Source organism: Arthrobacter sp. ERGS1:01, assembly GCF_001281315.1.
Lineage (GTDB): Bacteria > Actinomycetota > Actinomycetes > Actinomycetales > Micrococcaceae > Specibacter.
The window spans coordinates 967,496-981,623 of sequence record NZ_CP012479.1 but is presented as its reverse complement, the minus strand read 5'-3'; the positions used below and the strand labels follow the sequence as shown (position 1 = coordinate 981,623).

At 68.3% G+C, this 14,128-nt stretch carries 10 protein-coding genes; all 10 read right to left on the bottom strand.

Annotated features, from left to right (window positions below; genetic code table 11):
- Positions 1 to 88: 88 nt before the first annotated feature.
- Complete coding sequence (ftsZ, locus tag AL755_RS08280; protein ID WP_054010596.1) at positions 89 to 1,264, bottom strand: cell division protein FtsZ; 1,176 nt, start codon at positions 1,262 to 1,264, stop codon at positions 89 to 91.
- 235 nt (positions 1,265 to 1,499) lie between these two features.
- Positions 1,500 to 2,588 (bottom strand): cell division protein FtsQ/DivIB, encoded by a 1,089-nt coding sequence (locus tag AL755_RS08275; RefSeq protein WP_082369022.1) that lies wholly within the window; start codon positions 2,586 to 2,588, stop codon positions 1,500 to 1,502.
- Positions 2,581 to 4,041 carry a UDP-N-acetylmuramate--L-alanine ligase gene (gene murC, locus AL755_RS08270; RefSeq protein WP_054010595.1) on the bottom strand — a complete coding sequence of 487 codons (1,461 nt, stop codon included), beginning with the start codon at positions 4,039 to 4,041 and terminating at the stop codon, positions 2,581 to 2,583. Before murC ends, AL755_RS08275 begins: the two co-directional genes overlap by 8 nt.
- Positions 4,042 to 4,061: 20 nt before the next feature.
- A complete protein-coding gene (murG, locus tag AL755_RS08265; RefSeq protein ID WP_054010594.1) occupies positions 4,062 to 5,171 on the bottom strand; it encodes an undecaprenyldiphospho-muramoylpentapeptide beta-N-acetylglucosaminyltransferase in 1,110 nt (369 codons plus the stop codon).
- On the bottom strand, positions 5,168 to 6,478 hold the full coding sequence (locus AL755_RS08260; RefSeq protein WP_082369020.1) for an FtsW/RodA/SpoVE family cell cycle protein: 1,311 nt from the start codon (positions 6,476 to 6,478) through the stop codon (positions 5,168 to 5,170). Before AL755_RS08260 ends, murG begins: the two co-directional genes overlap by 4 nt.
- On the bottom strand, positions 6,478 to 8,040 hold the full coding sequence (gene murD / locus AL755_RS08255; RefSeq protein ID WP_054010593.1) for a UDP-N-acetylmuramoyl-L-alanine--D-glutamate ligase: 1,563 nt from the start codon (positions 8,038 to 8,040) through the stop codon (positions 6,478 to 6,480). Before murD ends, AL755_RS08260 begins: the two co-directional genes overlap by 1 nt.
- Entirely contained in the window at positions 8,022 to 9,134 is a 1,113-nt protein-coding gene (gene mraY, locus AL755_RS08250; protein WP_054010592.1) for a phospho-N-acetylmuramoyl-pentapeptide-transferase, read from the bottom strand. The genes murD and mraY overlap by 19 nt, the downstream gene beginning before the upstream one ends.
- Positions 9,131 to 10,630, bottom strand: a complete 1,500-nt coding sequence (locus tag AL755_RS08245) for a UDP-N-acetylmuramoyl-tripeptide--D-alanyl-D-alanine ligase (protein ID WP_054010591.1) — start codon at positions 10,628 to 10,630, stop codon at positions 9,131 to 9,133. The genes mraY and AL755_RS08245 overlap by 4 nt, the downstream gene beginning before the upstream one ends.
- 6 nt (positions 10,631 to 10,636) lie before the next feature.
- Positions 10,637 to 12,298, bottom strand: a complete 1,662-nt coding sequence (locus AL755_RS08240; protein WP_054010590.1) for a UDP-N-acetylmuramoyl-L-alanyl-D-glutamate--2,6-diaminopimelate ligase — start codon at positions 12,296 to 12,298, stop codon at positions 10,637 to 10,639.
- Positions 12,299 to 12,317: 19 nt separating this feature from the next.
- A complete protein-coding gene (locus tag AL755_RS08235; RefSeq protein ID WP_337589576.1) occupies positions 12,318 to 14,126 on the bottom strand; it encodes a peptidoglycan D,D-transpeptidase FtsI family protein in 1,809 nt (602 codons plus the stop codon).
- Positions 14,127 to 14,128 lie beyond the last annotated feature (2 nt).

Here is a 14,128-nt window from a genome sequence, read left to right as displayed (position 1 = left end):
CTCCTGCGAAAACCACAACACGGGCAAACTGGCCTTTCGGTGCCGCCCCGAAGGGGGCGGCGGAATCGCTGGCGGTACGGGTACGTGCCTACTTCAGGAAGTCGGGGACATCCAGGTCGTCGGCGCGGTGGCCCGTGAGGTCGGGCTCCACGATGGCCGGGAGCTCCACGTCAAAACCGCCGTCGGCCGGAACGTGCGAGACCGACTGCTGGCCCCACTGGTTCAGGTTCGTCACGGTGGCGCCCGTGCTCGGCACGGCGGCCGGTACGGGGGGTGCGGCCGGGGCGGAAGCGGCTTCCTTGGTCTCGGAGGCGGTGTCCGGGGAATCGAAGCCGGCCGCGATCACGGTCACGCGGGCCTCATCGCCCAGGGCGTCGTCAATGACGGCACCGAAGATGATGTTGGCTTCGGGGTGGGCAACTTCCTGCACCAGGCGGGCTGCCTCGTTGATCTCAAACAAGCCCAGGTCGGAGCCGCCCTGGATGGACAGCAGCACGCCGTGGGCGCCGTCGATCGAGGCCTCCAGCAGCGGCGAGGCGATGGCGAGCTCGGCGGCCTTGACGGCACGGTCCTCGCCACGGGCCGAACCAATGCCCATGAGGGCCGAACCGGCACCCTGCATGACGGACTTGACGTCGGCGAAGTCGAGGTTGATCAGGCCGGGAGTGGTGATCAGGTCGGTGATGCCCTGGACGCCGGAGAGCAGCACCTGGTCGGCGGAGCGGAACGCGTCAAGGACGGACACGTTGCGGTCGCTGATGGAGAGCAGGCGGTCGTTGGGGATCACGATGAGCGTGTCGACCTCGTCGCGCAGCGCCTCGATGCCGTTGTCGGCGCTCGTGGCGCGGCGGCGGCCCTCGAAGGTGAACGGGCGGGTGACCACGCCAATGGTCAGGGCACCGAGGGTGCGGGCGATCCGGGCCACGACGGGCGCGCCGCCGGTGCCGGTGCCGCCGCCTTCGCCGGCGGTGACGAACACCATGTCGGCGCCGCGGAGGACCTCTTCGATTTCTTCCTGGTGGTCCTCGGCCGCCTGGCGTCCGACGTCGGGGTTGGCGCCGGCGCCAAGTCCGCGCGTCAGCTCCCGGCCGACGTCGAGCTTGACGTCGGCGTCGCTCATCAACAATGCCTGGGCATCGGTGTTGATGGCAATGAACTCAACGCCGCGCAAGCCCACATCGATCATGCGGTTCACTGCGTTTACGCCGCCGCCGCCGATGCCGACGACCTTGATGACGGCCAAGTAATTCTGGGGTGCTGCCACGTTAAGTGTCCCTTGTTCGTATCTTGCTACATGTTCTTTGGGGGTCTTGCTGCGCCGCGATGGTTCAACCGGTGCTTGAAACTTCGCAGCTTAACCTTCAGGTTGAAGGTTATAGTTATGTCAACTAACTCTTCCCAGTGACGCTATGGTGCATCGCTGCCGCATGCAATAACCGCCCCCGCGTGTCGTGCATATCCGGTGAAAAAAGTCCTCTGCCGCCCATGAGTGGGTACCTCTAGCGTGTCACAGGATGGCGGGGTGCGCTGACGTCGTACACACGTACGGGAGGCGGAGGCGGGGTTCCGTCGACCGGCGTGGGTACCGGGGCGTTGATGAGCGCGTCCAAAACCTGCGCCTTGAGCTCCATGTCGGAGGCATTGCCCCAGATCACGGTCTTGCCGTCGGTCAGCTGCAGTTGCACGGCATCCGGCGACTTGGCCGTGGCGTTGGCCAGCTTGCCCAGCACGGACTGCGGCAGGGTGGCCAGCACAGCCGTCATGGCGCTGAAGGTGGACCGCCCGATCGCGGCCCGGCCCCCGTCAATCTGCGGCAGCGGCACGGTGGACGGGTTCCTGGTGGAGCCAAGCTGCACTCCGTCCTGGTCCACCAGCAGATAGTCCTTGCCGTTCTTGAGCAGGGCGACGGGAATGCGTTCAACCACCTGGATGTCAAGGGTCGACGGCGGCTGGGCCACGAGGCGCGAACTCTTGATTTGCGGCACCTTGGCCAACAATTCGCTGACATCGCCCTGAGTCACCTGCGGCAGCGGCTTCGACAGCAGTGGCTCCAAAGCCGCTTGCAACGTCTTCTCCGCGACCAGCTTGTTCCCCTTGAAGGTGATGGTTTTCACGGCCAGCACGGGCGAATACAGGGCCACGACCATGACGATGGCAAGCACGACGGCGACGCCGGCCACTCCCAGCCACACGTGGCGCCGACGCCGCTTGTGGGCGGGCTCCGGGAACGCAAGGACCTGCGCGCCGGAAGTTACCGACGCGGGGGCCGGGACCTTGGCAGACTTGGCGGCCTTGGCGGCTTTGGGTACCTTGGCCTGTTTGGGGGCCTTCTCCGGTTTGGGCGCCCTGGCGGGCTTGGCCGGCTTGGGCGCCTTGGCAGCCTTGGGCAGCTTGGGAGCCCACGAGGCCTTGGCCGGTGCGGGGTCCTCGGCCGGGACCGGGGCAACGCTCACTTTTCCGCTGACGGGCCGTGCCGTGGCGGCGTCGGGCACGTCGGTGTGCCCCGCCTGTCCCGGGCGTTCCGGAGCGGGCTCCGGCGCCGGGCCGGGCCGGGATGTGATGATGCGTGGCCGCCGCGGCTCAGCCATGGGTGCCGCCGTCGTTGCTGTTGGCGTTGGTGTCGGCGTTCAGGGCCGCCACGAGCACGGTGCCGTAGCCGGTGACGTCGCCCGCGCCGACGGTGAGGATGATGTCGCCGGGTTCGGCGGCGGCCACGAGGGCCGCGACGGCTGCGTCGGGCACGGGTGCGTAGCCGATGGGTGCGGCCAGCTGATCGGTGATCAGCGTGCTGGTGACCCCGGGGATGGGGTCTTCCCGGGCCGGGTAGATGTCCAGCACGGCCACGGTGTCGGCCAGGTCCAGGGCGTGCGCGAACTCGGCGGCGAACTCCCGGGTGCGGGAGAACAGGTGGGGTTGGAACAGCACGTGCACCTTGTGCCCGCCGGCCACGGTGCGTGCGGCGGTCAGGGCGGCGGTGACCTCGGTGGGGTGGTGGGCGTAGTCGTCAAAGACGCGCACGCCGCGCCCCTCTCCCTTGGCCTCGAAGCGGCGGGCCGCGCCGTTGAACGTGGCCAGCGCCGCCGTGGCGGCATCAACGTCGACACCGAGCTCCAGGGCGACGGCCACGGCGGCCGCCGCGTTGGCGGCGTTGTGGGCGCCGGGCACCTGCAGGCGCAACGGCACCCGCAGCTCCCCGCCCGTGCGGCCGGCCAATGCGGCCGGAATCACCAGGGTGGTCTCGCTGTTCAGCCCGGCACCGGCGACCGGAACCAGGCGGATGTCGGCCCCGGCGGCGAAGCCGTAACTCAGGGTGCGAACACCGGCGGCCGCGGCCTGGGCGGCGAGCTGGGCCGATCCGGCGTCGTCGGCACACGCAACGAGCAGCCCGTCCCGCGGCAGCAGCGACACGAAGTCGGCAAAGGCGGCATAGACGGCCTCGGCGGTGCCGTAGTGGTCCAGGTGGTCGGCTTCCAGGTTGGTGACGACGGCGATCCGCGGCCGGTAGTTCAGGAAGGAGGCGTCGGATTCGTCGGCCTCGGCCACGAACACGTCCGCCGTGCCGTGGGCCGCGTTGACGCCGAGCGCCTGCACGGTGCCACCGACGGCAAAGGATGCGTCAACCCCGGCGCCGCGGAGCATCACGGTGATCATGGAGGTCGTGGTGGTCTTGCCGTGCGTGCCGGCCACGGCCACCACCTTGTCCCCCGCCATGGCGGCGGCCAGGGCCTGGGAGCGGTGCAGCACGCGGAGACCGGCGGCCTGCGCGGCCACGAGCTCGGCGTTGTCGGCGCGGATGGCGGTGGAGACCACGATGGTGTCCACGCCGTCCACGTTGCCGCCGGCATGGCCCAGGTGCACCCGGGCTCCCAGCGCGGCCAGCTCGTCGAGGCCGGCGGAGGCCTTGGCGTCGGATCCGCTCACGGGCACGCCCTGGCTGAGCATGATGCGGGCAATGGCCGACATCCCGGCCCCGCCGATGCCAATGAAGTGCACGCGTCCAAGCTGTTGGAGGGTGGGCGCCTCATAGGGTGTTGGCGTCATAGTCACGTTTACCTGTCCCGTCATTTTCCGGCGGCCGCAAGGACCATGTCAGCCATGCGCGCGGCGGCGTCGCGAATGCCCAGCGCGGAGGCCCGTGCGGACATCTCGGCACGCCGCCCGCCGTCAAGGACCAGTTCGATGAGGTTGTCCTTGATCCAGTCGGCGTCCAGGGATGAGTCGTTGACCAGCAGGGCGGCGTCGGCCTCCACGAGCCCGGCGGCGTTGCGGGCCTGTTCGCCGTTGCCCACGGGCAGCGGCACGAAGACGGCGGGCAGCCCCACGGCGGCCACCTCGCAGACGGTCCCGGCGCCGGAGCGGCACAGCAGCACGTCGGCGGCGGCGTAGGCGTCCTCCATGGCGTCCACGTACTCCACCTGCCGGTAGCCCGGCGCGGTGAGCTTGGCGCCGTCGTCGGCGGTGACCGCCTTGCCGTTGCCCGTGATGTGCAGGGTCTGGATGCCGGCGGCCGCGAGTGCGTCCACGGCGCCGGCCACGGCCTTGTTGATGCGCAGGGCGCCCAGCGAGCCGCCCGTGACGATCAGGGTGGGCAGGCCCGGCTCCATGCCCAGGCGTTCGCGGGCACCGGCCTGTGCGGCGGACCGGTCCAGGCCGGCCACGGCGGCGCGCATCGGCATGCCGACGACGTGAGCGTGCCGGATCTTCGTGGCGGCAAACGCGGTGCCCACGTAGCTGGTGTACCGGGCGCCGACCTTGTTGGCCAGCCCGGCCTTCGTGTTGGCCTCGTGGATGACGATCGGCACGCCCAGCGACTTGGCCGCCAGGTAGACGGGCGTGCAGACATAGCCGCCCACCCCCACCACGACGTCGGCGTTGGCGCGGCGGAGCATGTCCTTGGCGTCGGCGATGGCGCGGCGCATGCGCCCGGGCAGCTTCAACAAATCCGGGGAGGGCTTGCGCGGCATGGGGATGCGGGCAATCGTGGCCAGTTCAAAACCGGCGGCGGGGACCAGGCGGGCCTCCAGGCCGTCGGCGGTGCCAACGGCCAGGATGGCCGCCTGCGGGACGCGGTCGCGGATGGCGTTGGCGATGGCCAGCAGCGGGTTGACGTGACCGGCCGAGCCTCCCCCTGCCAGGACCACGGAGAGAGCCTCGTTGTTGTTGTTCGTCATGATTCTTGTGAGGCACTTTCTGGTATGGCACGGTCTGGTTCAGCACGGGCAAAGGAGAGGACGACGCCGATGGCGGCGAGGGTCACCACCAGGGCGGTGCCGCCATAGGAGATCAAGGGTAAGGGGACGCCGATGACGGGCAGCAGGCCCGCCACCATGGCGATGTTGACGAAGGCCTGGCCGATGATCCAGGCGAGGATGGCCCCGCACACCACGCGGGCGAACGTGTCGTTGCGCTTCATGATGACGCGGAAGATCGCGAAGGCGAGCACGCCGTACAGGGCGATGATGACGAGCGTGCCGAGGAGGCCCAGCTCCTCGCCGAGGATGGCGAAGATGAAGTCGTTGTGGGCCTCGGGGATCCAGCTCCACTTTTGCCGGCTCTGGCCCAACCCCACGCCGAACCAGCGGCCGGAGGCCAGGGCGTAGAGCCCGTTCTGGGCCTGGTCGCACAGGCCGGAACTGCATTGGCCCATCCAGCCGGCCAGGCGGGAGGTCCTGTTGCCGCTGATGGCGGCCAGGAGCACGGCGGCGCCGATGCCGCCCAACAGGGTCGGGACGAGCACCTTCAGGCTGGCGCCGCCAAAGAAGAGTCCGGCGCCGATCACGGTCATGACGATGACGGCGGTGCCGAGGTCGTGCCCGCCCAGGACCAGCCCCACCATGATGGCGCCCACGGGGACCACGGGCATCAGGGTGTGCCGCCATTGCCGCACCAGCTCGCCCTTGCGGGCCAGGATCATGCCCATCCACAGGGCCAGGGCCAGTTTCGCGGCCTCGGAGGGTTGGAACTGCACGCCGCCGCCGAAGTTGATCCAGTTTTTGTTACCGCCGATTTCCACGCCCAGGGGGGTGAAGTCGACCAGGAGCAGGAGCAGGGCCGAGAGCCCCAGTGCGGGCCAGGCGAGTTTTTTCAGCCCGGCCGGGCGTACGAAGGACAGCACCATCATGATCACCAGCCCGGCGACGGCGAAGGTGCTTTCCTTGATGAACAGCGAATACGGGTCGACGCCGGCGGAAATGGATTCCGCGGCGGAGGCCGAAAGCACCGTCATCAAACCGACGCAGGTCAGCGCCACGGTGGTGCCGATGATCCAGTAGTAGGAGGCGCTGGGCCGGCCCGCTCTGGCGTCGATGCGATGACGCAGCGTCTGCCAACGGCTCGTGGAGGCGTTTTCTGCGGGGCCGTACTCAGTCCGGGAGTCCGGGGTGTCGGTCACCTCGTCGGTGTCCGCCTGGTTGCCGGCGGCCGCTGCCGCCGGGGCGCGCTTGGCGGACGTTCCGGGTAATGCCGGCGTTCTGGCCATTATGACTCCTTATTGGCGCTCGCCCGTCGTTCCAACAGCTCCCGCACCGCGTCGATAAATGCCTGGCCGCGGTGGGCGTAGGACGTGAATTGGTCCATGGATGCCGAAGCGGGTGCCATGAGCACGGTGTCGCCGTCGCCGGCAAGCTGTGCCGCGGCGGCAACCGCCTGGGCCATGATGACGTCCCCAAAGATGGGTGTTTGGCCCATCCCCTCCTTGCCAGTGTGAGCCCTGCCGGTCTCGATGACTGGCACATTCGGCGCGTGTCGTGCCAATGCACCGGCTAGGGCGCTGCTGTCCTCGCCGATCAACACCACCGCCTTCAGGCGTCCGGCATGGGCGGCCACAAGGTCGTCGTACTCCACGCCCTTGGACAGTCCGCCGGCAATCCAGATGACGGGCTTGAAGGCCGCCAGGGATGCCGAGGCGGCGTGCGGGTTGGTGGCCTTGGAGTCGTTGACCCACAGCACGCCGTCGGCCTTGGCCACGGCCTGGATCCGGTGTTCGCCGTTCTCGTAGGCGATGAGGCCGTCACGGACGTTGGCGGGCGTGAGCCCGTAGGCCCGGACCAGGGCGGCCGCCGCGGCGGCGTTGGCCACCAGGTGGCGCGGGACCAGGTCAGCAATGTCGCTGACGTGGGCCAATTCGACGGCGGAATCCTTGCGTTCGGCGATGAAGGCCCGGTCCACGAGCAGCCCCTCGACGACGCCGACCATGCTGATGGCGGGCATGCCGGTGGTGAAGCCGACGGCCCGGCAGCCCTCGCGGACGTCGGCCTCCTCGACCATGCGCTCGGTCTCAAGCTGTTCGGCGTTGTAGACGCAGGCCACCTTGGTGTTGGCGTAGACCTTGGCCTTGTCGGCGGCGTAGGCGGCAAAGCTGCCGTGCCAGTCCACGTGGTCCTCGGCCAGGTTCAGGCAGACGCTCGAGACGGGCTCCACCGATGCGGTCCAGTGCAGCTGGAACGTGGACAATTCCACGGCCAGTGCATCATAGCCCTCGGGGTCGCGCACGGCGTCCAGGATGGGGGTGCCGATGTTGCCGGCCGCAATGGCGCGCAGCCCGGCGGCCTGGAGCATGTGCTCCACCATGGTGGTCGTGGTGGTCTTGCCGTTGGTGCCGGTGATGGTGATCCATTCGGCGGTCTTCCGCCCGGCCTTCGTGCGCACGCGCCAGGCGAGCTCCACGTCGCCCCAGATGGGGATGCCGGCGTCGGCCGCTGCGGCCAGCAGCGGGTGGCTGGGCTTGTAGCCGGGGCTCGTGACCACCAATTCGGCGGCTTCCCCGTCCACGCGCGGCAGGACGGTGGAGGTGTCCTCTCCGAGGATGACGTCGCTGACGCCCACGATCTTGAGGGTGTCGGCGTCGCGCCTGGCGATGTCGTCGTCGGAGGCGGCCACCACCACCACCTTGGCGCCGAGTTCGGCGAGGGTGTCGGCCACGGAGAAACCGGTTTTGCTGATGCCTGTAACCACCACCCGCAGGCCGGTCCAGTCGGCATCCCAGCTGGTGAGCGTTGCGAGGCGGTGTGCGGGGGTCAGTGTCACAGTCGTACTATCCATTCAGCATAAAAAGCGCCCAGTCCCAGGGCCACCATGAGCCCGGCCAGGATCCAGAACCGCACCACGACTGTCACTTCGGCCCAGCCCTTGAGTTCAAAGTGGTGTTGGAGCGGGGCCATCAAGAAGACCCGCTTGCCCTTGGAGAGCTTGAAGAAGCCGATCTGGATGATGACCGAGAGCGTGATGAGCACGAAGAGCCCGCCGATGATGAACAGCAGGATTTCGGTGCGGGAGAGGATCGCGAAACCGGCGATCGCGCCGCCGATGGCCAGTGAGCCGGTGTCGCCCATGAAGATCTTTGCCGGGGACGTGTTCCACCACAGGAAGCCGATCAGTGCAGCGAAGATGATGACGGCCAGCAGGGACAAATCCAACGGGTCGCGGACTTCGTAGCAGACGGCCTCGGACGGGACCTTGCGGGATCCGCAGCCCTGGCTGCTCTGCCACAGGCCGATGAGCGTGTAGGCGCCAAAGACCAGGATGGCGGCACCCGTGGCGAGGCCGTCCAGGCCGTCGGTGAGGTTCACGCCGTTGGTGGTGCCGGCGATGATCAGGTTGGACCAGATCACGAACAACACCACGCCGAGGCCGGCACCGGCAAATGCCAGGTTCAGCGAGGGAATGTCGCGGGCGAAGGAAATGAACGTGCTGGCCGGCGTCCTGCCGGAGCTGTCCGGGAAGCCCAGGGCCATGACCGCGAAGGCGATGCCGATGACTGCCTGCCCAATCAGCTTCCCCTTGGCGTCCAGGCCGAGGCTGCGCTGGTTGGAGATCTTCAGGAAGTCATCGAGGAAGCCGACCAGGCCCTGGCCCACCATGAGGAAGATCATGAGCAGGCCGGAGGCCGTGGGCCCCTGCGCGTCGGGGTTCAGCAACCAGATGATCAGGTGCGTGAGGAAGTAGGAGGCCACCACTGCGCCGACCACCACGGTGCCGCCCATGGTGGGCGTGCCGCGCTTGACCTGGTGCGTGGTGGGGCCGTCGTCGCGGACGATCTGCCCGTACCCCTTTTTCACGAGGAGGCGGATAAACAGCGGCGTGCCGATCATGGCAAAGGCCAGGGCCAGGCCGGCGCCAATAAGCAATGCGATCATGGCTGCTGGGTCCTTTCACCGGAGTTTTGTTCGTTGGTTTCAGCGGGGGCGGGTCTTCCGGGTAATGCTATCCGATCGCCCAGGAACCGCAGCCCGGCGCCGTTTGATGACTTGACGAGCACGATGTCGCCGGGGGCAAGTTCGCGTTCCAGCAGCTCGTAGGCGGCCTCGGCGTCGGGGACGAACATTGATTCCTCGCCCCAGGAGCCTTCCATGACGGCCCCGACATGCATGGCGCGGGCGGGTGTGCCCACCACGATCAGCCGGGAAATGTTAAGCCGGACGGCCACGCGGCCCACGGCGTCATGCTCCAGGACGGAGTCCTCGCCGAGTTCGAGCATCTCCCCCAGCACGGCCCAGGTGCGCCGGGTGCCGCCGGCACCAAGTTCGGCCAGGGTCCGCAGCGCGGCGCGCATGGATTCGGGGTTGGCGTTGTAGGCGTCGTTGATGACGGTGACGCCGTCGGGCCGGTCGGTGCGTTCCATCCGGTACCGGCTCGCGGCACTTTGCGTGGACAGGGACGCGGCAATATCCGCCGGTGTCGCCCCGGCCGCGTGGGCGGCGGTTGCGGCCGCCAGCAGGTTGGTCACGTGGTGCAGGCCCAGGAGCTTGCTGCTGACCGGGAAACTGTCGGGGGCGCCGGGGAAGCCGAGGTCAAATTCCGGGTGTCCGTCGGTGGTGCGCACAGCCCGGGCCTGGACGGTGGGTACCGTCGAGGCTTCATTGGCGTCGGCGCTGGAGAAGAACGTGACGGGCGCATTGGCGCGGGCGGCCATGGCACGGACGCGGGCGTCGTCGTAGTTCAGGATTGCGGTGCCGTGGGCGGGCAGCGCCTCGACGAGCTCACCCTTGGCGACGGCGATGTTGTCGATGGAGCCGAATTCGCCGGCGTGGGCGCTGCCCACGCACAGGACCACGCCGATGTCGGGGTTGACCAGTGACGAGAGGTAGGTGATCTGGCCCATCTTGGTGGCGCCCATCTCGATGATGAGATAGCGGGTGGCTTCCACGGCACGGAAGACCGTCAGCGGGACACCCACCTCGCCGTTGTAGGAGCCAACGGGGGCCACGGTGGGTGCCAGCGGGGCCAGGATGCCGGCCAGCAGGTCCTTCGTGGTGGTCTTACCGGCGGAACCGGTGATGCCGATGACCGTCAGGGGTGAATGCGCGCGGATGCGGCGCACCACCTCGGCGGCCAGGGCGCCCATGGCGAGCACGGCGTCGGCGACGATCACGGCGGGGTGCAGGGTGCCGGCGTCGTCCGCGGCAACCTCGCGCTCGGCCAGGGCCAGGATGGCGCCGGCGGCAAACGCGGCGGCCATGAAGTCATGGCCGTCGGCGTTTTCCCCCGCTTTGGCAACGTACATGCTCCCGGGCACGGCGTCCCGGGAATCGGTCACGATGTGGGCGACGTTGATGGGGGTTGCCGGGTCGGTGCCGGCGGACAAACGGCCATTGCTAAGTGCGGCAACCTCGGCCGCGGTAAGTTCAATCATGTCGGTTTATGACTCTATCCTGCTTGCGGAGGCGACGGGGAATCCATGGTGCGCCAGGGCCGCCCGCAGTTCCACCCTGTCGTCAAGGGCGATATTGACGCCCTTGACCTCTTGATAAACTTCATGGCCCCGCCCGGCCACCAGGATGGTGTCCGCCGGTCCGGCCAGTGCCACGGCGCGGCGGATGGCGTCCGCGCGGTGGTCGAATTCCTCGATGACCCGGCCCAGGGCCTGCCCGGTATTCGCGGCCTCGGCACCGGCCAGGACGCCGGCGCGGATGGCGGCCGGGTCCTCGTCGTGGGGGTCGTCGTCGGTGACAATGACCACATCGGCGCCCTGCGCGGCGATGGCGCCCATGATGGGGCGCTTGGTCACGTCGCGCTCACCCGTGGCCCCGAACACCACGATGACCCGGGAGCCGGGTTCGGGGGAACGGACAGCGTCCAGGGCGCGCTGCAGGGCGTCGGGGTTGTGCGCAAAATCGACAATGGCCACCGGCGCCGTGCCGACGAGCTGCATGCGGCCCGGGACGTCGAGCGTGAACGGGTCGTGGGCGTCCAGGGCGTCCTGGAGGGCGGCCAGAGCCTGCCCGCGGGCATCGGGCTCCCCCGCTGCGGCCAGGAGCGCCGTGGCCACCATGACGAGGGCCAGGGCTGCGTTGGAGACATTGAAATCACCCGGCAGGCCGGTGTGGACGCGCAGCGCCGCTCCGTCGGGTCCGTGCAGTTCAAAACGTGAGCCGACGCCGTCGCGGCGGATCGCCGACACCTGCCAGTCGGCGGGTGCGCCGCCACTCGGGGCCTGGTGCGTGGACAGCGTGCGGGTGGGGACGGTTGAGGCGGCGGCCATCTTCACGCCCCAGTCGTCGTCGACCGTGATGACGGCGGCACGGGCACGGGCCGGGGTGAACAGCTGCGCCTTCGTCGAGAAGTAGCCGTCCATGCCGCCGTGCAGGTCCAGGTGGTCCTGGGTGAGGTTCGTGAATCCGGCCACGTCAAAGACCACGGAGTCCACGCGTCCGAACGCCAGCGCGTGGGATGAGACCTCCATGGAGGCGGCGTCGAGCCCGCGCTCGGCCATCACGGCGAGCAGGGCGTGCACGTCGGTGGATTCCGGCGTGGTCAGCTTGCTGGGGATGGGTTCTTCGCCGGCCAGGATCTCGATGGTGCCGATCAACCCGGTGGTCTTTCCCAGGGCGCGCAGCAGCGAGTTGAGGAAGTATGTGGTGGTGGTCTTGCCGTTGGTGCCTGTCACGGCGAACAGCGGCATGCCGATCCCGGCCGTGCCGTACACGAGGGCCGCCACGGCGCCGGTGGCCCCGCGGGGGTCCTCGCAGCGGAGCACGGGCACGGTTGCGGCGTCGGCGAGCAGCCCGGCACCGGCGTCGTCCGTCAGCACTGCCACGGCGCCGGCCGCCACGGCGGCCGGGGCAAACTGGGCGCCGTGTGCGTGGGCGCCGGGCAGCGCAATGTACAGGTCACCGGGCCGGATGGTGCGCGAATCCAGGCTGACCCCGTGCACCACGACGTCGCCGGAGTAGGACGTTCCGGCCAGGGCGGCAATGCGCTCAAGCGCCGTGCTGCCGTGGTGAGCGGGCCGGACCGGGCCCGTCAAGGGTGTTGAAGCTGGGCCGGAGGCGGGTTCTAGCACTGAATCGTGTTCTTTCATCGTTTGTTGGTCCGCCGGTCTACTTGTAGAACTTCGGCGGCATGACGCTGGGGGTCGTGGACGGCGGCACGTTGAATGTGCGCAGCACCTGTCCCATCACCTGGTTAAAGGTAGCCCCTTGCGTGACGCCGTAGATGCTTCCCTTGGGGCGTTGGACGGTGATTGCCACCACATACTGGGGATCATCCATGGGCGCCATGCCGATGAACGAGGACGTGTACCCGTCAAAGCCTACGCCGTTGTCGGCCGGAGCCTCCGAGGTGCCGGTCTTGCCGCCCACCCGGTAGCCGGGAATGCCGATCGCGTTGTAGTGGGACATGGTCACGACGCCTTCGAGGAGGTCGCGGGCCTGCTGTGCGGTCTTCGGGCTGATGACCTTGATGCCGGACGCCTGCTTGACGGTGTCCACCTTGCCGTCGGCGGCCGTGACGGAGTCGATGATCTGCGGGGGCAGCCGGACGCCGTCGTTGGCCACGGTCTGGAAGACGAAGGCGGTCTGCAGCGGGGTCTGTGCAACGCCCTGGCCAAAGAGCACCGTGTAGCGCTGGCGGCCGTCCCAATTGCGCCAGTCGGCCAGGATGCCGGGGCTTTCGCCGGGCAGGTCGATGCCCGTCTTTTGCCCCACGCCGAACTTGCGAAGGTAGTCGTAGCGTTGCTGCATGGTCAGCTTGGACCCGGCCATGACGGTTCCGGTGTTCATGGAGTCGGCGATGATGCCGGCCAGGGTGCGTTGCTCGGTACCGTGCACGAAGGAGTCGTCGAAGGTCTGGCCGTCGATGGTCAGCGTGGGCGGCACCAGGAAGTGGCTCGACGGCGTGAACAGGCCTTCCTGCATGACGCCGGAGGCGGTGATGATCTTATCCGTGGACCCGGGCTCTACGACGGAGCTGACGGTGCGTGAACCAATGTTCTTGGTCTGCGAGGCGCCGGGGTTGTTGGGGTCGTAGGAGTCGCTGTCGGCAATCGCAATGACCTTGCCGGTCTTGGCCTCCAGCACCGTGATGCTGGCCCAGTCGGCGCTGTACTGCTGCTTTTGCTGCTGCGCGGCCTGTTGGGCGTAGTACTGGATGTCCTCGTTGATGGTCAGCTTGACGGTTTGGCCGTCGACGGCGGGCACGGTCTTGACAGGGGCAGTGGGGATGATGATCCCGTTCTTGCCCATTTGGTAGGTGCGTGAGCCGTCGGTGCCGGTCAGCTTGGCATTCATGGTCTGTTCGATGCCGGCCAGGCCCTTGCCGTCGGCGCCGAGGAAGCCCACGATCGGGCCGCCCACCTCGCCGAGCGGGTAGACGCGCTTCGTGACGGCCTCGGAGTAGATGCCGGGGACGCCCAGGGCGGCCACCTTCGCCTCCACGGCCGGGCTGACGTCGCGGACGATGTAGTTGAAGTTCTTGGTGCCGGTGGCGTTCTTCTTCACGGTGGCGAAGTTCATGCCCAGGACGTCTGCCAGCTGTTGGAGGCCCTCGTCCCGCGTGTACTGGACATCCGTACCGGACACGGTGTCATAGTGGTCGTACTTGGGGAACAGGGCGCTGTTGACTTGGGAGACCGTGATGTCGTACCGCATGATGCTTTCGGCCAGGACCTTGCCGTTGGCGTCCACGATCTTCCCGCGCACGGCCGGCAGCACCTGTTCGACGGTGCGCTGGTGCTCGGCGGCCTCGGCCATGTTGCCCACGTCCATGCCCTGGATCATGACCAGTTTCCCGGCAATGACCAGCAGGAACGCGAGCATGATCACGAACCCGATGCGCATTCGGCCGCGGCCCACCTTGTTCAGCTGGTGTGCAGTTGCACCGCGGTTTGCCTTGGTGTTCTCTTCTGCCACTG

Excerpts from the sequence above, each read along its gene's own strand:
- AL755_RS08275 (WP_082369022.1), bottom strand. The coding sequence starts at position 2,588 with ATGGCTGAGCCGCGGCGGCCACGCATCATCACATCCCGGCCCGGCCCG.
- murC (WP_054010595.1), bottom strand. The coding sequence starts at position 4,041 with ATGACGCCAACACCCTATGAGGCGCCCACCCTCCAACAGCTTGGACGC.
- murG (WP_054010594.1), bottom strand. The coding sequence starts at position 5,171 with ATGACGAACAACAACAACGAGGCTCTCTCCGTGGTCCTGGCAGGGGGA.
- AL755_RS08260 (WP_082369020.1), bottom strand. The coding sequence starts at position 6,478 with ATGGCCAGAACGCCGGCATTACCCGGAACGTCCGCCAAGCGCGCCCCG.
- murD (WP_054010593.1), bottom strand. The coding sequence starts at position 8,040 with ATGGATAGTACGACTGTGACACTGACCCCCGCACACCGCCTCGCAACG.
- mraY (WP_054010592.1), bottom strand. The coding sequence starts at position 9,134 with ATGATCGCATTGCTTATTGGCGCCGGCCTGGCCCTGGCCTTTGCCATG.
- AL755_RS08245 (WP_054010591.1), bottom strand. The coding sequence starts at position 10,630 with ATGATTGAACTTACCGCGGCCGAGGTTGCCGCACTTAGCAATGGCCGT.
- AL755_RS08240 (WP_054010590.1), bottom strand. The coding sequence starts at position 12,298 with ATGAAAGAACACGATTCAGTGCTAGAACCCGCCTCCGGCCCAGCTTCA.